The 21,784-nt window shown below is 42.1% G+C and carries 23 protein-coding genes and 1 pseudogene; 20 read left to right on the forward strand and 4 right to left on the reverse strand.

The window, feature by feature from the left end; all coding sequences use genetic code 11:
• The first annotated feature begins 15 nt into the window (after positions 1-15).
• The 3 genes and pseudogenes from V7137_RS01155 (at position 16) to V7137_RS01165 (ending at position 3,994) form a co-directional block, all read left to right on the forward strand.
• The gene (locus V7137_RS01155) at positions 16-837 is read left to right on the forward strand and encodes a CheR family methyltransferase (protein ID WP_335696399.1); all 822 of its coding nucleotides are present in this window, start codon (positions 16-18) and stop codon (positions 835-837) included.
• A gap of 190 nt (positions 838-1,027) precedes the next feature.
• Positions 1,028-2,527 carry a cardiolipin synthase gene (gene cls / locus V7137_RS01160; protein WP_335696368.1) on the forward strand — a complete coding sequence of 500 codons (1,500 nt, stop codon included), beginning with the start codon at positions 1,028-1,030 and terminating at the stop codon, positions 2,525-2,527.
• A 35-nt stretch (positions 2,528-2,562) separates the two neighbouring features.
• Positions 2,563-3,994 (forward strand): annotated as a pseudogene (locus tag V7137_RS01165) (alpha-amylase).
• Between the two features lie 288 nt (positions 3,995-4,282).
• Here the strand turns inward: V7137_RS01165 and V7137_RS01170 are convergent.
• Positions 4,283-4,537 (reverse strand): GlsB/YeaQ/YmgE family stress response membrane protein, encoded by a 255-nt coding sequence (locus tag V7137_RS01170; RefSeq protein ID WP_335696369.1) that lies wholly within the window; start codon positions 4,535-4,537, stop codon positions 4,283-4,285.
• A gap of 206 nt (positions 4,538-4,743) precedes the next feature.
• Here V7137_RS01170 and V7137_RS01175 point away from each other — a divergent pair, with 206 nt between their 5' ends.
• The 9 genes from V7137_RS01175 (at position 4,744) to V7137_RS01215 (ending at position 13,966) form a co-directional block, all read left to right on the forward strand.
• Positions 4,744-5,064 carry a general stress protein gene (locus V7137_RS01175; protein ID WP_335696370.1) on the forward strand — a complete coding sequence of 107 codons (321 nt, stop codon included), beginning with the start codon at positions 4,744-4,746 and terminating at the stop codon, positions 5,062-5,064.
• A gap of 378 nt (positions 5,065-5,442) precedes the next feature.
• On the forward strand, positions 5,443-5,682 hold the full coding sequence (locus tag V7137_RS01180; protein WP_335696371.1) for a DUF1146 family protein: 240 nt from the start codon (positions 5,443-5,445) through the stop codon (positions 5,680-5,682).
• A gap of 187 nt (positions 5,683-5,869) precedes the next feature.
• Positions 5,870-6,649, forward strand: coding sequence for a YwmB family TATA-box binding protein (locus V7137_RS01185; RefSeq protein WP_335696372.1), 780 nt, complete (start codon positions 5,870-5,872; stop codon positions 6,647-6,649).
• A gap of 32 nt (positions 6,650-6,681) precedes the next feature.
• Complete coding sequence (gene murA / locus V7137_RS01190) at positions 6,682-7,992, forward strand: UDP-N-acetylglucosamine 1-carboxyvinyltransferase (RefSeq protein WP_335696373.1); 1,311 nt, start codon at positions 6,682-6,684, stop codon at positions 7,990-7,992.
• Positions 7,993-8,459: 467 nt separating this feature from the next.
• Positions 8,460-9,503: a stage II sporulation protein D gene (spoIID, locus tag V7137_RS01195; RefSeq protein WP_335696374.1), complete on the forward strand. Its 1,044-nt coding sequence runs from the start codon at positions 8,460-8,462 to the stop codon at positions 9,501-9,503.
• 947 nt (positions 9,504-10,450) lie between these two features.
• A complete protein-coding gene (locus V7137_RS01200; protein WP_218347071.1) occupies positions 10,451-11,290 on the forward strand; it encodes a M23 family metallopeptidase in 840 nt (279 codons plus the stop codon).
• Positions 11,291-11,436: 146 nt separating this feature from the next.
• Complete coding sequence (locus tag V7137_RS01205; RefSeq protein ID WP_335696375.1) at positions 11,437-11,619, forward strand: hypothetical protein; 183 nt, start codon at positions 11,437-11,439, stop codon at positions 11,617-11,619.
• A 288-nt stretch (positions 11,620-11,907) separates the two neighbouring features.
• Positions 11,908-13,176, forward strand: a complete 1,269-nt coding sequence (locus V7137_RS01210; RefSeq protein ID WP_335696376.1) for an NTF2-like N-terminal transpeptidase domain-containing protein — start codon at positions 11,908-11,910, stop codon at positions 13,174-13,176.
• Positions 13,177-13,201: 25 nt separating this feature from the next.
• Positions 13,202-13,966 carry a penicillin-binding transpeptidase domain-containing protein gene (locus V7137_RS01215; RefSeq protein ID WP_335696377.1) on the forward strand — a complete coding sequence of 255 codons (765 nt, stop codon included), beginning with the start codon at positions 13,202-13,204 and terminating at the stop codon, positions 13,964-13,966.
• 397 nt (positions 13,967-14,363) lie between these two features.
• On the opposite strand, the gene V7137_RS01220 is transcribed toward V7137_RS01215, so the two are convergent.
• Entirely contained in the window at positions 14,364-14,675 is a 312-nt protein-coding gene (locus V7137_RS01220; RefSeq protein ID WP_335696378.1) for an MGMT family protein, read from the reverse strand.
• 625 nt (positions 14,676-15,300) lie between these two features.
• On the opposite strand from V7137_RS01220, the gene spoIIID reads away from it, so the two are divergent.
• The 5 genes from spoIIID (at position 15,301) to V7137_RS01245 (ending at position 19,059) form a co-directional block, all read left to right on the forward strand.
• Positions 15,301-15,573 carry a sporulation transcriptional regulator SpoIIID gene (spoIIID, locus tag V7137_RS01225; protein WP_026568271.1) on the forward strand — a complete coding sequence of 91 codons (273 nt, stop codon included), beginning with the start codon at positions 15,301-15,303 and terminating at the stop codon, positions 15,571-15,573.
• Between the two features lie 184 nt (positions 15,574-15,757).
• Positions 15,758-16,759: a rod shape-determining protein gene (locus tag V7137_RS01230; RefSeq protein WP_335696379.1), complete on the forward strand. Its 1,002-nt coding sequence runs from the start codon at positions 15,758-15,760 to the stop codon at positions 16,757-16,759.
• Positions 16,760-17,196: 437 nt separating this feature from the next.
• Positions 17,197-17,988 carry a DNA-directed RNA polymerase subunit beta gene (locus tag V7137_RS01235; RefSeq protein ID WP_335696380.1) on the forward strand — a complete coding sequence of 264 codons (792 nt, stop codon included), beginning with the start codon at positions 17,197-17,199 and terminating at the stop codon, positions 17,986-17,988.
• A gap of 89 nt (positions 17,989-18,077) precedes the next feature.
• Positions 18,078-18,512 (forward strand): 3-hydroxyacyl-ACP dehydratase FabZ, encoded by a 435-nt coding sequence (fabZ, locus tag V7137_RS01240; protein WP_335696400.1) that lies wholly within the window; start codon positions 18,078-18,080, stop codon positions 18,510-18,512.
• 190 nt (positions 18,513-18,702) lie between these two features.
• The gene (locus V7137_RS01245) at positions 18,703-19,059 is read left to right on the forward strand and encodes a hypothetical protein (protein WP_335696381.1); all 357 of its coding nucleotides are present in this window, start codon (positions 18,703-18,705) and stop codon (positions 19,057-19,059) included.
• A gap of 55 nt (positions 19,060-19,114) precedes the next feature.
• On the opposite strand, the gene V7137_RS01250 is transcribed toward V7137_RS01245, so the two are convergent.
• Entirely contained in the window at positions 19,115-19,549 is a 435-nt protein-coding gene (locus V7137_RS01250; protein WP_335696382.1) for a YwpF family protein, read from the reverse strand.
• A 245-nt stretch (positions 19,550-19,794) separates the two neighbouring features.
• Here V7137_RS01250 and ssb point away from each other — a divergent pair, with 245 nt between their 5' ends.
• Together ssb and V7137_RS01260 are read left to right on the forward strand one after the other, a co-directional pair.
• On the forward strand, positions 19,795-20,166 hold the full coding sequence (gene ssb, locus V7137_RS01255) for a single-stranded DNA-binding protein (protein ID WP_335696383.1): 372 nt from the start codon (positions 19,795-19,797) through the stop codon (positions 20,164-20,166).
• Positions 20,156-20,383 carry a hypothetical protein gene (locus tag V7137_RS01260; RefSeq protein ID WP_335696384.1) on the forward strand — a complete coding sequence of 76 codons (228 nt, stop codon included), beginning with the start codon at positions 20,156-20,158 and terminating at the stop codon, positions 20,381-20,383. Before ssb ends, V7137_RS01260 begins: the two co-directional genes overlap by 11 nt.
• A 282-nt stretch (positions 20,384-20,665) precedes the next feature.
• Here the strand turns inward: V7137_RS01260 and V7137_RS01265 are convergent, their stop codons facing one another.
• Positions 20,666-21,004, reverse strand: coding sequence for a helix-turn-helix domain-containing protein (locus tag V7137_RS01265; RefSeq protein ID WP_335696385.1), 339 nt, complete (start codon positions 21,002-21,004; stop codon positions 20,666-20,668).
• A gap of 258 nt (positions 21,005-21,262) precedes the next feature.
• Here V7137_RS01265 and V7137_RS01270 point away from each other — a divergent pair, with 258 nt between their 5' ends.
• The gene (locus V7137_RS01270; RefSeq protein ID WP_335696386.1) at positions 21,263-21,625 is read left to right on the forward strand and encodes a hypothetical protein; all 363 of its coding nucleotides are present in this window, start codon (positions 21,263-21,265) and stop codon (positions 21,623-21,625) included.
• The last annotated feature ends 159 nt before the right edge of the window (positions 21,626-21,784 follow it).

Below are 21,784 nucleotides of genomic sequence, written 5' to 3' on the forward strand. Positions count from 1 at the left end.
ACAGAAACAGATGCAATGGCGCCTACGGAATTGCAGCAAATCGAAATCAATTTGCTGCTCGAGGGCTTATATCAAATGTACGGCTATGACTTCAGGGGCTATGTCCGTGCGTCCTTAACCAGAAGGATCCTAAATCGCATGAAGTCGGAGCGGCTCCCGACAGTTACCGCGCTATTGGAAAAAGTGCTGCACGAGCAAGGGTATTTGGAGCGGTTATTGAATGATTTATCGATCAGGATGACGGAAATGTACCGCGATCCCAGTTTTTTTGCCGCCTTTCGGACCCAAGTCGTACCTTTACTAAAAGATCTTCCCGAGATTCGAATTTGGCATGCTGGCTGCGCGACAGGTGAAGAGGTCTATTCGATGGCCATTCTCATGAAGGAGGAAGGGTTGGCAGAAAAGACAAGCATCTATGCAACGGATATCAATGAAAAGGCCCTTGCCGCGGCGCAAAAAGGAGCCTTTCCACTCAAGAAAATGCAGCAGTATACGAAAAATTATTTAAAAGCAGGCGGAAAAAAGGCCTTTTCCGAATACTATACGACCGATCATCAATTTGCTTATTTCTCACCGATGTTGGAGAAGAACCTTACCTTCGCCCAGCATAATTTAGTCGCCGACAGCTCGTTTAATGAGTTCCATGTGATTCTCTGCCGCAATGTAATGATTTATTTTGACAACGATTTGCAGCAGAAAGTGCATGGCTTATTTTACGACAGCTTGGCTGAAGGAGGATTCCTTGGCCTCGGCAGTAAAGAATCGATTCTGTTTCTGCCAAAGGGCAAGCAGTATGTAGAATTTAATCCAAATGAACGAATCTACCGAAAAGCGTAAGTGCCTGTTCCCCGGGATTGGGGGGCAGGCGCTTTTTTTTGTCTTTGTTAATGGATAACACGGATTTTTGTGAAATTCACTCCCTTTTCACGGGTTCGCCCGTTAAAAACAGGTTTACCTTCCTCCTCAACAGGGTATTACCCCAAAAGGGTATCTCATACGATACATTTTTTGGGGGGAGGACGACGATATGAAAACACGGAGAATGGAATTTGTCTTTGTGATGATTTTACTGCTGCTAGCCTATTTAGTGGTTTTTACAGATATTCCGTACCTGATCAAAGTGTTAGCCTTCGCGCTTTACGCAGGAATCATTTTGATCACGTTATTTTCGTTAATGCTTGAAAATCGAACGGCACAAAATACGCTGTTATGGATGTTTATTCTAGTGTTTTTACCAGTCCTCGGCTACATCATCTATGTCTATTCCGGTCAATTATTTTTAAAAGGGTGTTTGTTTAAAAGTAAGCGGATTGAGGATCGGAAGGTATTTGAAAACATGAGCCGGAAAAGTCAGAAGGTTGATTTTTCACAGCTTAATCACCACCAGCATCATTTTACTCACTATTTGGACCAATCGACCTTCACACCTACCAATACCAATACAGTGACGAAAATTTTAAAAAATGGCGAGGAAACGTTCCGCGAAATCAAACGAGCACTTCACAAAGCGACCCAATTTATCCACCTGGAATACTATATCTTCCGAGATGACCGTTTAGGAAATGAGCTGATCGACATCTTAATTGATAAAGCTCAAGCAGGCGTAGAGGTGCGCTTGATGTATGATGCGATGGGCAGTATGACACTTTCGGGAACAGCTCTTAACAGAATGAAGGAGGCGGGAATCCTCGTCCATCCCTTTTTACCACTAAAAAGCGGCTTCTATAATCAAAAGTTTAACTTTCGAAATCATCGTAAAATTATTGTCATTGATGGAACGGTCGGATTTGTCGGCGGCCTCAACATTGGCGTCGAATACCTTGGGGAAGACAAGAATTTCGGATTTTGGTGTGATACCCATGTGCTTCTGAAAGGAGAAGCCGTGCAGACAATGCATGCCGTTTTTCTATTAGATTGGTGCTATGTGAGTGGGGAAAGGCTGATGCTGGATGAACGCTATATGAAACCAGTCCCTGCAGCAGGCGATGGGCTGGTTCATGTTGTGGCCACGGGTCCCGAAACGGAACGGATGAGTGATCACTATTATGCAATGATCTCGTGTGCGACCAAATCGATTTGGATTGCCTCACCGTACTTCGTCCCCAATCCTGCGATACGAACCGCCCTCAGGATTGCCGCGCAAAAAGGGGTTCAGATCCGGATCATGCTCCCTGAAACGAATGATGGGTTTCTCACCCAATATGCGTCACGATCGTATTTACCGGAACTGCTCCGCTACGGGATTGAAATTTATGCCTATCAAAAAGGGTTCCTTCATAAAAAAGTGCTGATTGTCGATGGAGACCTGGCCACGATTGGGACGGCGAATATGGATATGCGCAGCTTCCGTCTCAACTTCGAAGTGAATTTATTTTTAATCGGGACAGACTCCATTGAAGACCTAGTGGCCCATTATGAAGAAGACTTAGTGGATTGCGTGCGAATTCGCCCCGTGAAATTTTACAAACGGGCTATGGCTGAAAAAGTAAAAGAATCCTTCGCCCGGCTATTTTCAGGGTTTTTGTAAATTTTCCAAAATAGAAGCAAAAGGGGAAAACAAACATGGAACGAAATCAGACAATGATGCAATTTTTTGAATGGCATATGGAAACCGATGGCACCCACTGGAACCGCCTGAAAGACTTTGCGTCCGAACTCGGAAAGAAAGGAATCACTTCGGTGTGGATTCCTCCCGTAACAAAAGGGCAATCAGATGAAGATACAGGCTATGGTGTATATGATCTGTATGATCTTGGTGAATTCGATCAAAAAGGGACCATCCGCACGAAATATGGAACGAAGCAAGAATTAGAGGATGCCATTTCAGCCTGTCATGAATATCGTGATGAATCATAAAACTGGGGCAGATGAGACACAAGAATTTCAAGTAATCGAAGTAGATGCGGAGAATCGCATGGAGGAAATTTCTGAGCCGTTCAAGATTGAGGGGTGGACGAAATTCACCTTCCCAAACCGAAAGAATACGTATTCTTCTTTTCAGTGGCGCTATGAACATTTTAACGGAATTGATTACGACGCAAAAACGGAGAAAACGGGGATATTTCGTTTTGTTGGAGAGGGGAAGGCCTGGAACGATCATGTCGATGATGAATTTGGCAATTACGACTATTTAATGTTTGCGAATATTGACTACACTCATCCAGACGTTCAAGCAGAGGTAATCCGTTGGGGGAACTGGCTTGCCGATACATTACAATGTGTCGGGTACCGGTTAGACGCGATTAAACATATTGATTATACGTTTATAAAACATTTTGTTGAAAAAGTAAGGCAGCAGCAAGGAGAAAATTTTTATATGGTCGGAGAGTTTTGGAAAACGGAAATCGAAGCCTATCAAACCTACTTGGAAAATGTCGATCTGAACATGAATTTATTTGATGTTCCCCTTCATTATAAATTACACGAAGCATCGAAAGCGGGAGCTGATTTTGACCTGACGACGATTTTCGATGATACTTTAGTGAATTTGTATCCAGAACAGGCGGTTACGTTTGTTGACAATCACGATACCCAGCCAAACGAATCCCTTGAATCATGGGTGGAGGATTGGTTTAAGCAAAGTGCGTATGCCTTGATCTTACTGCGCCAACAAGGTCATCCCTGTGTATTTTACGGAGATTATTTTGGGATTGGGGGAGAAGAACCAATCGAAGGCAAAAAAGAGGCGATGGATCCGCTCCTTTATGCGCGTGACCAAAAAGCCTATGGAGAACAAGAGGATTATTTCGATGAACCGAATTTGATTGGATGGGTTCGTTTTGGTCTTGAGGAATTGGAGCGTTCAGGCTGCGCCGTCCTCATTTCCAACTGTGACGAGGGTGAAAAAAGGATGTATGTCGGGAAAGACCGGGCAGGGGAAGTGTGGCTGGACCTAACAGGAACGAGAGACGAGAACATTCCAATTGAAGAGGATGGATGGGCAACGTTCCTAGTTAACGGCAGCAGCGTCTCGGTGTGGGCTCAACCTGAATAGAAAGAGGATTTTAGATAAAATCCTCTTACCTTTGATTGAACCAATTGTAATGAATATCAAAAGTGACATATACAGGTATACTTATTTTTTTGAAATAGCAATGTCATCAATGGCGATAGGGGATTCATATATTAATTTTGCCCATATACATGGGTCGCTTCCTCTAACCGCATCCTTTATGGGGTGCTTTTTTTATGCAAAGGCTATGTTAAAGCTTATTGTTGATTTTGGCACCCTGTTGATCTACGTTCCAGGCGCGAAAAAAGAGACTGCGTAGGGAGCAGTCTCTTAAGCGGTATGGCGCATTTTTTTTAAGAAGAAGCCGACGATGAAGGTGAGAATAATAGCACCGATGATGGCTGGAATCAGATAAAAACCTCCAACGACAGGTCCCCAATCGCCTAAGATCAGTGAGCCGAGGAAAGCTCCAATAAAGCCGGCGATGATGTTGCCGATGATACCTCCTGGAATATCACGTCCAATGATAAGACCGCCTAACCACCCGATGATTCCTCCGATAATTAAAGTCCAAATCAATCCCATGCGCTTTCAACCCTTTCCTATATAGTTAGTGTGAATCTTAGTTAATCAAATACCCGATCATGGAGCGGATAAACCTTTTTCTAACAAAATTTTTTTCTTCTACTAAACAGGTTTCAATTTTTAAAAAAGGGTTATCTAACCAATAGAACATCAAGTAAAATTTCAACTTACTAACGAAATCAAAAAAATGTAGGAGGCAGGTAAAAATGAGACAAATAAAAGTAGTGGAAAATGGACTACAAGCCAAAAGGGAAATGGAACAATTATTAAATCAAGGGTTTACCAAAGATGAGGTATTCTTATTGGCCCATAACAAGGATCGGTCGGAAGATTTAACAGATGCACTCGATACCAATGAAATTGGGATAAATGAACAAGGGGTACTGGATTCGATTGCAAATGTTTTCCGTACTCGCGGGGACGAGCTCCGCTCAAAGATGGAATCGTTAGGCATAACCGAATCAGAGGCTGAGCAATTTGAGCAAGAATTGGATCTGGGGAAAGTCGTCGTTGTTGCCGCAAAATAAAATTTTAAGAAAGGGGAAATTGGAAATGAAAGTTTCCAGAATACGATTAGCTGATTTTTTGGGAGGAAGCAAGAGAGCGCGACGTAAAACGAGGGTCGATCATTCGCTTGATTCAAATTTTGAAAATCCGATCATACACAGGCAAATACAAGGAGAAAAAATGTATGTCCCCTTAAATCTAAGCAGGGTATGGAATCAGGTCAATTTTAAGAACAAGGTCAAGTAGAGCTTCGTCTGCAAACATTCGCCTTCTATTAATGCACAGGAAGGCGAATTTTTATTAATGGAAATAAGTTTATTTTAAAAATGGATAGAAAAGGAAACTATTAAGGCCCACTTTGTGATAGAATAAACAATGTGTGAAAAGGGGGTCGCAGAGTGATAAGTGATTTTGGGCAAAATGCCGTGTTAAGTATTCTGTCACATTTAGTATTTATAACGATATCATGGTGGGCCTTACAAGCAATTCGTTTGGATCAATTGCTGAAACCCAACCGTGTATTTCAGGCGAGATTACTTTACATATTATTAGCTATTATCATCGGTTCATCTGTTAGTAATTTTTTCCTAGATTATCTTCAATGGTCGCAGCAACTGCCTTTACTCCTCCAAAATTGATAATTGGAAAAAAATTAGTACTTCGTACATGTTCCTATTTGTCAAGAAATTGAGTACAATCTTCTTTGTGTGGAAAAAATAACATCAATGTATTTGTCACAAAGGTTGGAACTTGTCTAAAAGTGACGACATTTCCCAAGTATGTTACTCCTCTACCTGGAAACAATGGTAGTAAGGGGGAGTAGAGATGAAGAGAAAGAGTCAAATCCTTTTGAGCGTAGTTACCATCATTAGTTTAATCTTGGTTGTTATTGGGAACCAAACAAGTGAAGCGAGCGGCGGCGGAATCGGCTCCATTTTTGGAAAAGAAATGGACTTAATAAAAATCGGCTCTATTTTCCAAGCCGAAAATATTTTGCTCGATGAATGGACTTTTTATGCAAGAGAGCATTTGGATGGCATGAAAAGTGAGCAGGAAGTTAAGGACTATGCTAAAGAGCTTCAAGCTAAGTTTCCTGATTGGGAATGGTCTGTTAAAAATACCAGCCAAAAATGGGAAATGACGGCAATATCTCCAACATCTAAACACCACAAAGAAATGCTTCAAATTATGGCAACCCACACAAAACAACCTGTAAATGCGTATATAGTATATAGTATCGGTGGTAAAGTGTGGAACAAGTCGGCAGAGGCTTTTTTCACTACCAGTCAATTTAAAACTAGGCTTACTGACATATTTCGAGGAAATCCAACAGTTTTCTCTTGTATGAAAGGTACGGTCGGTGATAAGATTGATAAGTCTTTACCAGAAACGGCAAATCAATTGCTGTCAAAATTTAAGGCAAAAGAAATCGAAGCGTTAAAAGAGGAGTCTTTCATGTCTGTTTCGGCGACTTCGCCGATGTTTACGAACTCCATTGAAAATCAACGAGATAACATGAATTTACAAATTGGCATACGCTCCGAAGGATTGGGCGCTAAGACTACCATCGTAGTTGGCACACCAATCATTACGATTGAATATTAATATAGAGAAAATGGACGCGGAGGGGAATACTCTTGGAAAAGATCATCGTCCGCGGCGGAAAAAGGCTTGATGGAACGGTTAAAGTGGAAGGCGCAAAAAATGCCGTCCTGCCTGTACTCGCTGCAACATTATTAGCAAGTGACGGAAAAAGTGTAATTCGTGATGTACCTACACTCTCCGATGTATACACAATTAATGAAGTTTTACGCAACCTAAATGCTGAAGTGTCGTTTGAAAACAATACAGTCGTAGTAGATGCATCCAGAGTGTTAAAGGATGAGGCGCCATTCGAATACGTTCGAAAAATGCGCGCGTCTGTGCTTGTCATGGGATCATTACTCGCTCGTAATGGCCGTGCACGTGTGGCCCTGCCGGGTGGCTGTGCAATTGGGTCCCGTCCTATCGATCAGCATCTCAAGGGCTTTGAAGCCATGGGAGCTACAGTTAAGGTAGGCAACGGTTTTATTGAAGCGGAAGTTAACGGCCGCTTACAAGGTGCTAAGATTTATTTAGATTTCCCAAGTGTTGGGGCTACTGAAAATATTATGATGGCTGCAACTCTTGCAGTTGGTACAACAATTATTGAGAACGTGGCAAAAGAACCAGAAATTGTCGACCTTGCCAACTTCTTGAACAAAATGGGCGCTAAAGTTCGCGGTGCCGGCACTGGAACCCTTCGTATTGAAGGTGTTAATGTGTTATTTGGTGCAGAACACAATATTATTCCTGACAGAATCGAAGCTGGTACCTTCATGGTTGCAGCGGCAATTACAGGCGGTAATGTATTGGTAAAGGGCGCTGTTCCTGAACATTTATCATCATTGATTGCAAAAATGGTCGAAATGGGCATTACCATAAGTGAGGAAGAAGATGGCGTACGTGTCATTGGAACTGATCGTATGAAGGCTGTCGACATTAAGACAATGCCGCACCCAGGATTCCCAACTGATATGCAATCACAAATGATGGCATTGCTGCTTCGCGCAGATGGAACTTCCATGATTACCGAAACGGTCTTCGAAAACCGTTTTATGCATGTTGAGGAATTCCGCCGCATGAACGCAGACATCAAAATTGAAGGCCGTTCTGTTATTTTAAATGGTTCTTCAAATTTACAAGGTGCAGAAGTATCGGCGACTGATCTTCGTGCCGCAGCAGCATTAATTCTAACTGGTTTAGTTTCCGAAGGCATGACACGCGTGACCGAGTTGAAACACTTAGACCGCGGCTACGTAGACTTCCACGGCAAACTAGCTCGCCTAGGTGCCGACATCGAACGCGTCAGCGAGGCTGACGAAACATTCACAGAAATCCAAAACCTCGTATCGGATATGAATGCATAGCAGGTTTTGAACTCGTACCGGATCAGGTACGATACTTCCAGTAATAACGAACATTTGCAAAACAACGGGCCCTGATGTAGAATCGGGCCTTTTTTATTTTGTCTTGCGAGAGTTAGGGGTTGTCTACGAGCGGTGTAGTGTCCCAGTGTGAAGGATGAGTGTCTAAGGATGGTGTGATGGCCCTTTGTGAAGGATGAGTGTCTAAGGATGGTGTGATGTCCCTCTGTGAAAGACAAGTATACGCGGATGGTGTGGTGTCCCTCTGCGGAAGACAAGTGTCCACGGATGGTGTCAGGCACCAACAAAAGACATTTGTCCACGAGTAGTGCCTGACACCAAGGATGACACCAAGGTCAGTTTTCTTAAAAAACCGTAATAAATGCTTGTCCGCCTCCATATGTATTAATTGAGACGCATCCCGCCTTTGATTTGGTGTGGGTGTGAATTTGCAAACTGGAGGCACTATCATGATAAAAATCAAACCATTCGTCGTAGTAGCAGCAGTCCTCATTGCCTTAACACTGATTATTCCCGCAGTCCTTGTTTTACCATTTTCCGATGAGCATCGTGCGAGCGGAAAGCTCGGGGAGGCTCTAACCAAGACCCCAGCCAAAGAAACAAAAGCGGTCCCGGCTTCGACTTCATCGGATCCAGCCGTTGAAGTAGCCGTTTTTCGTACCGCAAGATCAACAATCGAGAGTGTCCAATTAGAAGATTACCTCGTTGGTGTTGTCGCAGCTGAGATGCCCGTTGATTTTAAAGAGGAAGCGCTCAAGGCTCAGGCACTAACAGCGAGAACCTATATCGTCAACAGATTAATTAATAAGGATACGCTTGGCGTCCCAAAAGGCGCTCAGGTGACGGACACCCAAATCCACCAGGTGTACATGAATGATGATGAGCAGAGGAAGGATTGGGGCGCCAATTATGAGTGGAAAAAGAAAAAAATCGTAAATGCGGTTCGGGCAACAGCCGGGCAAATTTTGACTTATGACGGCAAGCCGATCGATGCCTTGTTCTTCTCGACTGGAAATGGCTATACGGAAAATTCGGAAGACGTCTGGGAAGGCAAATTTCCTTATTTAAGAAGTGTATCAAGCCCCTGGGATAAAAAGTCCCCGAAATATAACAGTCAAAAGGTTCTGTCCGTTCATGAATTTGAAACCCGACTTGGTGTCCACCTCGGTTCAGGGTCAACGATTGGAAAAATCATAGACCGGACGGAAGGCAAAAGGGTCGCTAAGGTTGATTTTAAAGGGAAGGTTTTAACAGGAATACAAATCCGCGAAAAACTAGAGCTCCGTTCGTCTGACTTTGCGTGGAAACGCAAGGGGGACAATATTGTGATTACGACGAAGGGTTTCGGACATGGCGTAGGAATGAGCCAATACGGTGCCAACGGGATGGCCAAGGAAGGGAAAAATTATCAGGAGATCGTGAAGCACTACTACAAGGGCGTGAAGATTACATCAGCGGATCATATGCTTGATACCGTAACCGCGAAGAAGTAGTAGAAAGATGAAGTAGTGAGCCAGGCTGGGAAGATGCCTGGTTTTTTTATGTTTTTGGTTGGTGTATGTAGGAGGTGTGAGGGGAGAAATAAGGAAGTGGCCGATAAATCCGCGAAAGTGGCCGATAAATTATCAAAGCGGCAGATAAATCCAGACATTCGAAAAAAAGTGGCTGAAGAAGCATAATTGTCCGGATGTTCCGATTCACTATCTTTTTGTTAATAGTAACCAAAAGGCTATAATTCATGTTGAATCTGGTTATGAACAAATTTTTCCATACATATGTAATAGTGAAGGTTTAATAGAAAAAATTACGAAGATCGCTAGCTATAATAAGAATGAGAAACTTGATAAGAAAGAGTTGAACAAGATTAAACGTCTCCTGTAAACCAATGATACTCCGGAAAATCCTGATTTGCTCGAACACTTCCATCTATCAAAAAAAGGATCTCAAGACCGGAGTACAATGACCTGAATGCAACTGGTCGCCAATGAAATATATGTATGAAAAATGGCTGTCCGAATTGCAAGTGCAAGTCTAAAACGGCCCATATTCAAGCAATCCACGGTTACTTTCTTTTAAGAAAGCCATCGATGATGAACTCAGAATTGGAGACATTTTCTGCACTTTGACTCCCCTAAATGTGCAAATAAAATCCTTAAATCTATGAACTTAACCTTTACAGGGACCTTAAAAGGCAGAATTTATTATCCAAAAGGATTATAGGTGGCTACAGCCTTCCCAATATCCTCCCAAGCCTAGTAAACTTCCCTTTAAACAAAGCCTCTCTAATAAAATAAAAGCAAACTTTTCCCTCGAAAAATAATTTTTTCAAACTTCATGTATAAAAAAGTTATCACTGTCGAAAAATAAGTTCAAAAAAATTTTTTTCGCTAGTGTATATAATTCTACTTATCTGTTCAGAATGATTGCTGAGGTGATGAAAATGAGAGAGGAAGAAAACAAACGATCTTCTCAAAGTTCCAGCGTAAAACGCTTTTTTAAAAAGCGTTGGGTATTTCCAGCCATCTATATTGCAAGTGCAGCAATCATTTTGACAGCAGTACTATGGTATCAAACAAGCAACAATGCGTCCGACAAATACGATTACAAATCCACTGATATTGCCGGCAAAAAGAACCAAGAGCCAGCTGTTGAAGTTAGCAAGACATTTGAAGACTTCAAAATGCCAGTGAAAAATGCAGACGCAGCTGTTGTAAAAACGAAATTCTATGATTTCAATGGTAAAACAGAAGACCAGGAAGCGGCATTGGTATTCTACAACAATACCTACCGTCCAAATACTGGTATCGATGTTACCGTGAAAGACGACGAGTCGTTTGATGTTGTTGCATCACTAAGCGGTACTGTCACACGTGTTGAAGAAGATGCAGTCCTTGGGAATGTCATTGAAGTTGAACACGACAAAGGGATTGTAACACAATATCAATCCGTTAAAGACATAAAGATCAAGGTTGGCGAAGAAGTAAAACAGGGACAAGTTATTGCCAAGGCTGGACAAAGCTTGTTCAATGAAAAAGCTGGAACACATGTACATTTTGAAATTCGTAAAGATGGAATTGCTGTAAATCCAAGTGACTATTTTGACAAATCGTTAAGCACGTTACAGGAAGCAAAACTTTCGGATGAAAAGGCAAGCGAATCAGTAGAAACTCCACAAATGAAGGAAAAAGAGCAAATGATTGAAGATCCAGAAAACTCTTCTGACCAAGATAAAAATGTGGACGACAATTCTACTAACTCAACAGAAAAAACAAACTCATAATAAGACGTAACAAAGGGGAAGGGGAATTCTTTCCTCTTTTTTTTGTTTGATGACTTTTGAGGATTTAATTTACAACCACGCAGAAATAATAACTTGGATAAAGAATTCCTTATTGGAGGTCATATTTCATAAAAAAGAGTAATCGATTGCCAACAGTCATTAGGTTAGGATTAATCATTTTATCGTGGTCCACCATTTTCTTTCTGCCAAAAGATGCAAGAAAAAAATACGTGCCGGTAGCCACTTTTTCATCATTATTGGTAATCATACTAAGTATGTTTTCGATTCCTTTTGGATGGTGGAAAGTAAACGGCGGAATACTTACTTAAAATTTTTAATGATTTTAGCTTTATTTTTGGACCATACTTTGTGGGAACGATGTGGATTTTCCACCTTATCTTTGGGAAATTTTGGTTATATAGTTTGATCAACATAATTATGGATACGATCCTTTTATATCCTTTCAATTGGCTTTTTCAAAAATTAAATGTTTATAAATTGGTCAATATTACACCGAAACAGCTTTTATATACTACGCTTAGTTTTGCTCTAGCGATTTACGGATACCAAGTATATATAACGAGACCAAAATCCAGTGAGTAAAACTGGATTTTTTGTTGAGGAAAAAATATTCTTTTAAAAAGGCTGTTTCTAGCCTATATGTTAAAATGGTAATAAAAGGAGGGATTACATTGAGAAAAATAGTAGCGGCTCTGCTTCTCATTCTATTAGTTGCGGGCTGTAGTAAGGAACCAACGCCACAGGATCGATTCGCGAATTACATAGCGTTATGGAATGAGCAGAAGTTTGATAAGATGTATGATTACCTTTCTAATGATGCCAAGAAGACAATCACCAAAGAAGAATTTACAAACCGCTATCAAAAAATCTACAAAGACCTTCAGATTACTGACCTCAAGATAAACTTTAAAAAACCAAAAGAAGATAAACAGGCGGAGAAAGAACAAGCCCAATATTCGTTTACCGCTAACATGAACAGTGTCGCGGGACCGATTCAATTCACCCACAAAGCTAAATTGCAGGAGGAAGAACGGGCCGACAAAAAGAATTGGTATGTGGACTGGAATACTGGGTTCATTTTTCCAAAATTGCAGGAGGGCGATAAGATCGGGATAAATACGATAGCGCCTAAAAGAGGGGAGATTCTGGACCGTAATGACATTGGGCTAGCGGTGAATGGCCAGGTGTATGAGGTCGGCGTTGTGGCCGGGAAAGTAACGGACGATGTGTTGGAGCCGTTATCCGCGCTTTTAAAAATGAGTCCTGATCAAATTAAGAAGGCGATTAGTGCCAGCTGGGTAAAACCGGAGTTGTTTGTGCCGTTAAAAAGGGTGTCGATGCAGGATGAGGAGCGGATTGCCCAGTTGATTGCGCTCGAGCCGGTGCAAACGCGGAAGGTGGATGCACGGATTTATCCATATGACAAGGCTGCCGCGCACCTCATCGGTTATGTTGGGGCGATTACGGCGGACGAGTTGGAAAAGCTCAAAGATAAAGGTTATACAAGCAGTGATATGATTGGAAAAAGAGGGCTCGAGCAAGTGTATGACGAGCAGTTAAAGGGTAAGCCTGGTGTGAAGATTACGATTAACAAGGTGAATGGTGACAAAGAGGTACTTGCTGAAAAGCCGGTCGAGGATGGAAAAAATGTGAAGCTGACGATTGATGTGGATGCTCAGACGGCGATCTTTGACCAACTTGGCAAGGAAGCAGGCACGGGGGCGGCTATAAACCCGGTGACAGGCGAAACGCTGGCGCTTGTCAGCACGCCATCATTTGACCCGAACCAAGCCATGCTAGGCTTCTCTGCGGACGATTGGAAGGCATTGGGGAAACAAGAAACAGCCGCTCTCTACGCGCTTTAAACAAAGCTTTGCGCCGGGCTCGGTCATGAAGGCGATCACAGCTGCGGTGGCGTTGGAGAAAGGGGCGATTACGCCGGAGCAAGCGGTGCCTATTTTAGGGAAGAAGTGGCAGAAGGATAAGTCGTGGGGCGGTTATTTTGTAACGCGGGTCCACGCTGGATCGGCCCCGGTTAATTTAGAAAAGGCGTTTGTGTTTAGTGATAATATTTACTTTGCCCAGGCCGCTTTGAAAACGGGGAAAGAGGCATTCGCGGATGGCCTGAAGAAGTTTGGGTTTGAGGAAGACCTGGCCTTCCCATTCCCGCTCGAAAAATCAACGATTGGTACGCTGGACCGTGAAATTGCGCTGGCAGATTCCGGTTATGGGCAAGGGCAGATCCAAATGAGTATTGTTCATTTGCTGTCAACGTATACTCCATTTATTAATAATGGCAATATGATTAAGCCGATTCTGTTGGCGGAGGAGAAACAGAGCCAGGTGCTGAAAGAAGCGGTTGTCTCGCCTGAACACGCTGGTGTGATTGCGACCGATTTACGAAAAGTGGTTAGCGATGCTGCCGGGACGGCTCATGCGGCTGAAATGAAGGATTATCCACTCGCGGGAAAAACAGGAACGGCGGAGATTAAACAGAAGCAAGGTGAAACCGGTACGGAAAACGGCTGGTTCATTGGTTATAACACAAATTCACCGAATTTGATGGTGGCGATGATGGTCGAGAGTGTTCAAGGCCGCGGCGGTTCACAGGTGCCGGTGAAGAAAGTAAAGAAGGTATTTGAGTTACTGCGGTAGAATTGGGGTGGATGGTTTGGTGTCAGGCACCACCATTAGGACTTAAAGTGAAAATTTTTGAGATGACACCTAGGGGGCTAGGTGTTTTTCTTTGTTTTTTGGGCCTTGGGATTGAGTGTTACTGTCGACTCCGTTAGTTCACACTCTAATATACCAAAAATCCAGGCGAATAGCGTGGGTCGGGTAATGGTCTTACCTTTTTTCATTGGAACAGCCTGATTTCAAGATCTAACCCATCTGAAGTTACCATTATTAATAAATCCATGATATTTATTTACAGGAAAAACAATTTATCGCCAGATTTAGGATTTATCTGCCACTTCGGTGAATTTATCGGCCACTTTCCTTTCTCCCCCCACAAACGAATGAAAAAGCCAGTAAGATCTCTCTCTCTGGCTCAGTTTTCCAGCTTCCATTGATACTTCTCCAAATTAATAACCCCATTCAAACCAATCTCAACGCCTTCCGCCTCCAACGACAATCGTTGCTCATTGTAGGACTCGTCATCCTGGAGAGCGATTTGCCCCTTAGCGTTGATGACGCGGTGCCAGGGAAGGCGGTACTTCTTGCTCATGGAGTGGAGGGCGCGGACGACTTGGCGGGCTGCACGGGGACTGCCAGCCAGTTTAGCGATTTGACCATATGTCGCAACCTTGCCTTCGGGAATACTACGAATAATTTGCACTACATTTTCTGTAAAAGGTGTCATTGTGATCGTCCTTTCAAAAAACACATATCCAAAAGGTATCAAAGATATAATAATTTTAACAATACTTTTGAAAAAATGGCCTCAATTTATGCAGAGTACTGGCTCCCAAATTCACTTTTTAATCCCAATTTCATTCCATATCGCCATTTTTGAATAATTTTTTTATCGACAAATTTCTTGGGAAATAAAACCGCACTATGGATATTTCCATCCCAAAACCGCACAACCACGCGATTCTAGACCATTTCGAATAACTGTCGAAAAAAAGAAAGAAGTCCAATTATCAAAAAACTTTGAATAACACCTTGTCCCGATTAAGTATTTATAGCATATTCCCGTATCCAAGCTAATAAAATGGTTACAAACCTTTACAAAGAGAGTGTTTGAGGTGAAGAGTCGTTTGAAGTCAACGGATATTCAGTCGGAGACATGATTATTCATCGTATAGACAGAAGGTAACCTACTTTCTGCCGTTTGGTGCCGGACACCATCAAGGGAAGTGTCCTCCATTAGTGGACAAATGTCTTTTGATGGTGCCTGACACCACAACGGAAGCAGAATTCGTCGAAGTGATAAGCGGGTCTCATTTCACACTCCTCACATCCAATTTAGGGAGGGCGAGAGTGTGCACGATTACATCAAAGAGAGAACTATCAAGATTGGAAAGTATATCGTGGAGACGAGGAAAACGGTTCGCGTGATTGCGAAGGAGTTTGGCGTATCCAAAAGTACAGTCCATAAGGATCTAACAGAGAGACTTCCTGAGATTAATCCAGAGCTGGCAAACGAGGTTAAAGGTATTTTAGACTATCATAAATCAATTCGTCATCTCCGGGGTGGAGAGGCAACAAAAATGAAATATCAGAAAGAAGAAAAGGAAGGTGAAGCGGTAAAATAAGCCGATATTTCCGAGCAAAACAAGAAAATGTTTCAAAGCATTCTCTAGGAATCCTCCAATCGACATCCATCTGCAAAATTTTACAGCTTTTCTTTTCTAAAAGTATGGAAATTTTAATGAGTATGGTACAATATACAATTAGGAAAAGTATGTGGATTCCGTTTTAAGGAGGAAAGAAAAGAGAATGTTTGCAAGAGATATTGGGATAGATTTAGGTACGGCTAACGTGCTAATTCACGTAAAGGGCCGTGGTATCGTATTAAATGAGCCGTCCGTTGTGGCAATTGACAAGAATACAAATCGAGTACTTGCTGTTGGTGAAGAAGCTCGACGTATGGTTGGTCGGACACCTGGGAACATCGTCGCGATCCGCCCTTTAAAAGATGGCGTGATCGCTGACTTTGATGTGACTGAAGCAATGTTAAAGCATTTTATTAATAAGTTGAACGTAAAGGGCTTTTTATCGAAACCGCGCATTCTGATTTGCTGCCCTACGAATATTACAAGCGTGGAGCAAAAGGCAATCAAAGAAGCTGCTGAAAAGAGCGGTGGGAAAAAGATTTACTTAGAAGAAGAACCAAAAGTAGCAGCGATTGGTGCGGGAATGGACATTTTCCAACCGAGCGGAAACATGGTAGTGGACATCGGAGGAGGAACGACGGATGTAGCTGTTCTTTCAATGGGCGATATCGTGACTTCTTCCTCCATCAAAATGGCCGGTGACAAGTTCGACATGGAAATCCTCAACTACATTAAGCGCGAATACAAGCTCTTAATCGGTGAGCGCACAGCTGAAAATATTAAAATCAACATCGGGACTGTATTCCCAGGTTCACGCTCGGAAGAAATGGAAATCCGCGGCCGTGACATGGTGAGTGGTCTGCCTCGTACGATCTCAGTTCGTTCTGAAGAAGTAGAAGGCGCATTGCGTGAATCTGTTGCTGTAATCGTTCAGGCGGCAAAAAGCGTACTAGAACGTACTCCACCAGAATTATCAGCTGACATTATCGACCGTGGCGTTATTTTGACAGGCGGAGGCGCGTTGCTGCATGGCATCGACATGCTGTTAGCGGACGAATTAAAGGTTCCCGTACTCGTTGCTGAAAATCCAATGGATTGTGTGGCGATTGGAACAGGAATTATGCTTGATAATATCGACAAGATTCCAAGTCGGAAGTTTGGATGATCTTTTTTGAAAAATTGTCCTTCACCTGCGATAAATAATTATTAAGCAGAAAAATTTATTGGTTCTTTCTGGTTATTGTTGTAAGACATCATACCTTATAAGGGCAGGATACAAAAAGTCTAATGAAGCAGGCAGGACAAGCCTTAGTCATTGGGCTTTTTTATTTGAACTTGGAGGAAAAGCTATAAAAAAACGACAGAATTTGATCTAATTCTACCTTTATTGACTATTTCCTGTAAAAAGTTGATGAGTATTTTGAATTTATTTTTTATAATAGAGTAAATGATGGCGAAATAATTTTTATAAAAATAAATCAAATACCCAGCTTTACGAGTTGAACACAAAAAATGGTTATAATATGTATAACTCACTGAGTCCGAGGTCTACCATGCAGATAAAAACAATTGGGCGGACTTCAGTTAAAGGGGAATTAACGAATGTCTGTAAATAATCCAAATCAACCATATAGAACGCGAGAAGAATACAAGCGGGCCAAAGCCGAAGAGCAGCAACGGAAACAAGACGTGGAGAAACGTTCCAATGATGAGGCGCGCCGAAAAAAAGACGCGGAGAAACAAGCCAAGGACGAAGCCCGCACAACGAAGGACGCTGCGAACCACACTAACGGCGAAGCACGTGGAACACAGCCGCAAAGCAAGAACGAGACACGCCGAACACAAGATGCTGTCCAACTGTCAAAAAACGTGGCAAAACAAACTAAGAACGTGGCGAAAAGTGCACATGATGTTGCAAAACAGTCCAAGAACGTGACAAGTCGAACAGTGGGCGCGGCACAAAACGTGATCAACGCAGCAAAACAGGTTCAAACAGCTGCAACGTCATCGAAAAAGTCCGACAGCTCATCCCGAGGAACAAAGCAAGCGAAAACAAAAGCTCAGCAGCAGGATAAAGGTGGCACTAAACGGAGCAAAGAATCGACAGCGAGTCCAAGTCGAGAGGTTCAAAGGTCAAAGGAAGCTAAGCACGCTTCCGCCACAGGGAAAGAGAACCAAGCAGTGGAGGCTGCCCCAGCGAAATATCAACGAGTCCGCATCCGGCTGATTCCGATTTGGCTGCGGCTGGTTCTTTTAGTGGTCTTTGTTTTCATCAGCATAATTGGTGGTGCAATAGTTGGATACGGGATGCTTGGCGGCGGAAAAGTATCAGAAGTATTCCAGAAATCCACATGGACACATATCATTGATTTAGTGGACAAAGGAAAAAAATGAGGGAAGGGACGTAAATCCCTTCCTTTTTGTATACCTTAAGTAGTAGAATAGGAAATAAATACTTGTTACTAGTAGGAGGTACTAAACCAATGCTTGATATCGAACAAATCAAAGAAATCATTCCCCATCGCTACCCCTTCCTTTTAGTCGATCGCATTTTAGAGGTAGAAGAAGGAAAAAGCGCAGTTGGGATTAAAAACGTCAGCGCCAATGAAGAATTTTTCAATGGCCATTTCCCTGAATATCCAGTTATGCCAGGCGTCTTAATCGTCGAAGCCCTCGCACAAGTCGGGGCTGTCGCTATGTTGAAAAAAGAAGAAAACCGTGGTCGTTTAGCGTTTTTCGCAGGAATTGATGGCTGCCGTTTTAAAAAGCAAGTAAAGCCAGGCGACCAGCTGCGTCTGGAAGTAGAAATCATCCGTCTGCGCGGACCAGTCGGCAAAGGTAAAGCCGTTGCAACCGTTGACGGCGAAGTAGCTTGCGAAGCAGAAATCACCTTTGCCTTGGGTGGGAAAAAAGAATAAGCGAAGAAACCTGTGAGGCTGAAATTACCTTTGCCTTAGGTGAGAAAAAAGAATAATCAGAACGAATCGGCCGGAGCGTTATTTCCGGTCGTTTTTTATTGTAAAAAAATTCTAGCTATCATAAAAAAGACATTGGGAACCCTAAAAACAGGCCAAAAGGTCAAACTATGTTTGGAAGGGGTTCATTCATTTGAAGAAAAGGTTATTTCTTTTGCTCGCAGGTTCAATTTTATCTGCTGTCGTGTTAACCGGTTGTAATAACGACAATGATAATCAAAATCCACCGCCACCGGCTGTTAATAATCCAGTAGATAACAATGTCAATGATAATAATCTCAATGATAACAATCTCAATAATAATCTCAATAATAATCTCGATCATGATAACGACAACATTGATTTAAACAACAAAAACAATCATTATCCATCGACAGAGGACAAAAATACCGACACTGACAAAGATCCAATTAAGGATAGCAACACGAAAAAAGAAGACATAATTGAAGATGATATTGACAGGAAGGACGCAGACAATAAAGACGAGTAATTCCCGTCAATAGCAAAAAAGGGGCCGGCGCTTAGCCAGTCCCTTTACATATGATTTATTTATTCGACTTCACTTTTAACTTTGGTTTACTTTTAATCTTTTCTCTAAATTCAGTCAGCAGCGCTGGGCCCTCAAGCCCTTTTTGGAGAAGACTTTCGAGCAGTAGCTCCGAATAATCACTTTTGTTGCGACGGATGACCCCTTCAAACAAGACGCTTATATGCTTTTCAAATTTATTCAATGAACATATTTTCGTTTGAAAATAAGCAGGAGCGTTCTCCTTCTTGGTAATGACAGCTTCGACAATAATGTCGCGATCTTGCTCGGAAATTTTTTTGAAATAATCATAGAGGGACAAATCTGTATACGCCTCAAGCAGCCATGTGGAGCACTCGTCTTCCTTATTAAGAATCAAGCCATCAACTAACGGAACTTCGATTGAAGTGTCATCTTCCACTACATCTAATGAGTACAATTTAAAAGATTTCATCACAACCTCCTGATTTCTTTTTCCTAAATTATAACATAGGTTTGTTGAAAGCAAATGTCGAAAAGTATTTGTCGAAATTTCGAAGATATGTTTTTCCAAAAAACTACATTCCTTTTTTGACAAAAACCCCCTCGAAAGACTGATTATCTAGGAAAATAGGACTAGGTAACGGTCTTTTCCCTGTTTTACAACAAGAGCACCAACAGGCTATGCTAAGACCATCAAACAAAGAAGGAGATGAAGGTATGATCAATCAAGTCACACTTGTGGGCAGGTTGACGCGGGATCCGGAGTTAAAAAAGACGACTGAAGGGACGGCAGTGGCCCACATCACCTTAGCTGTGACTCGTCATTTTCGCAACCAAAACGGCGAAGTCGAGGCCGATTTCGTGCAATGCACACTTTGGCGAAGGGCGGCCGAAAATACGTGCCAGTATTGCAAAAAGGGTTCGGTTATTGGGATCACGGGGAAATTGCAGACGCGAAATTACGATAACAAAGAGGGGAAAAGGATATATGTCACCGAGGTAGTCGCGGAAACGGTCCGGTTCCTAAGTTCCAAGCCGCATGCGGTAGAGGCTGAGCCCCAAAAGGAGGAAGTGACCATTGGTGTCTAACGATGAAATGGCCAGAAACCTTGAGCAATTATTGGAAAGCTTAATCAAGATGGTTGGAAATTCAAATAAAAATGTCGACGGCCTCCAAAAACGCGTCAGCCAGCTGGAATGGATCGTAAAGGAACAGCATCATGAAATCATGGAAAGAGACAACCTCATCAGAATCTACTCCCCACATCCACACGAATCTTCACAAACTATTCCTTTTCGTTTCTAAGTGATTTTCAAACACTTTTATTAAAAAAATATCCCCGCAACCAACTTTTTGATAAAAAATCAAAGCCATCTCCGAGGTGATCTCCATTTTTCCGGCAGTTACTTGCCGGACTTTTTTTTTGATTGACAGGTTTAAAAATATTCAAGCGGGATATACTAAGAGAAAAACCCCCCTGTTTTTTTTTGAAGCCGCTGAACTCATCAGCGGCTTCTTTATTGACCTGTTTCCCCTAAAGTTTGTCCTTATGGCGTTAACTCACCTTAATCTGGCTAATAAAAGAATCTACATAGAAAGCCTTCCGTTTGGGCGGCATGAGATGAAGCTCCAATAAAGCCCTTTTAAAATCAGGTTCTGTCTGAAGGAATTGGTTAAACTGCCTTCCTTTGCGATGAAGCCGGATTCCTCTGTTTTGGGCTGTAAATGATCGAGCTCTTTTAACAAATACTCCTTATCAACCCGATAAATTTCCGCAAATCGAATCACAGTTTGATAGTTAGGTATACTTCTTCCCGTTTCATAGCGACTAACGGTTGACCGGTCCATCCTCATCATGTCGGCAAGCGTTTGCTGAGACCAGTTCCGATTGTCGCGCAGTTTCCTTAATTTTTCCGATAAAGACATCCTTATCACCGCCGTAAAAACAATTGATGTTTTAAACTTAAGGGGAAATGGAACGTTAAGGCTGAATGTGTGAATTATTTGTGAAAAAAATGCGCGACTCTGACGAAATGAATGATGGAAGAAAATCACATTAAAGGAAGTAGGAAATTATCGTCGAATAATGTTAATTGGTGTAACTAATTGTAGTTTATGGAGGTATGTATCTTTGTGGAGAAAAACTCAATAATATTCATTGTCAACCCATCAAGCAGGAAGAAAATGAAAATCAACAGTAAACCAAGCTTTTTTGATGCAGTGCATCTCTCATCTCAGTCGCCCCTAACAAATGTGGATACTCCTTATCAATCAATTCCCTTTAATAAAAGAGCAATTATTCCCATCCATAGTTTTAATTCCGAAATTCATATTACCTGCGAGCAACATTCCATACAAATCTATAATGAAAAAAATGATCTAACAGAAAAAGAGGTCTTCGAGTTCCTCACCCACTTTGCCGTTAAAGAAGGAAACAAGGTGTCCTTTTTAGCAGTCTTCCCGAATAACAAAGACAGACTAAAGAACGTCAAAAGCACACGTGTCCTCGCGGAAAGTAAAAAGATCAAAGAGAAAAGTGACGTATAGGGAATATTTGAGGGAAGAATTCCAGCTGATGAAGGTGTCAGGCACCAGAAGATACAGATGACGATGCCTGACACCATCACAGTTATATAGGAGGTTCCAGAATTCCTTCGGGACCTTTTTTTATTGGCTTTGTTAAAGCATATTGTTGATTTTGGCACC

The sequence above is a fragment of the Neobacillus drentensis genome (genome assembly GCF_036962765.1).
Classification (GTDB): Bacteria; Bacillota; Bacilli; order Bacillales; family Cytobacillaceae; genus Neobacillus; species Neobacillus drentensis_C.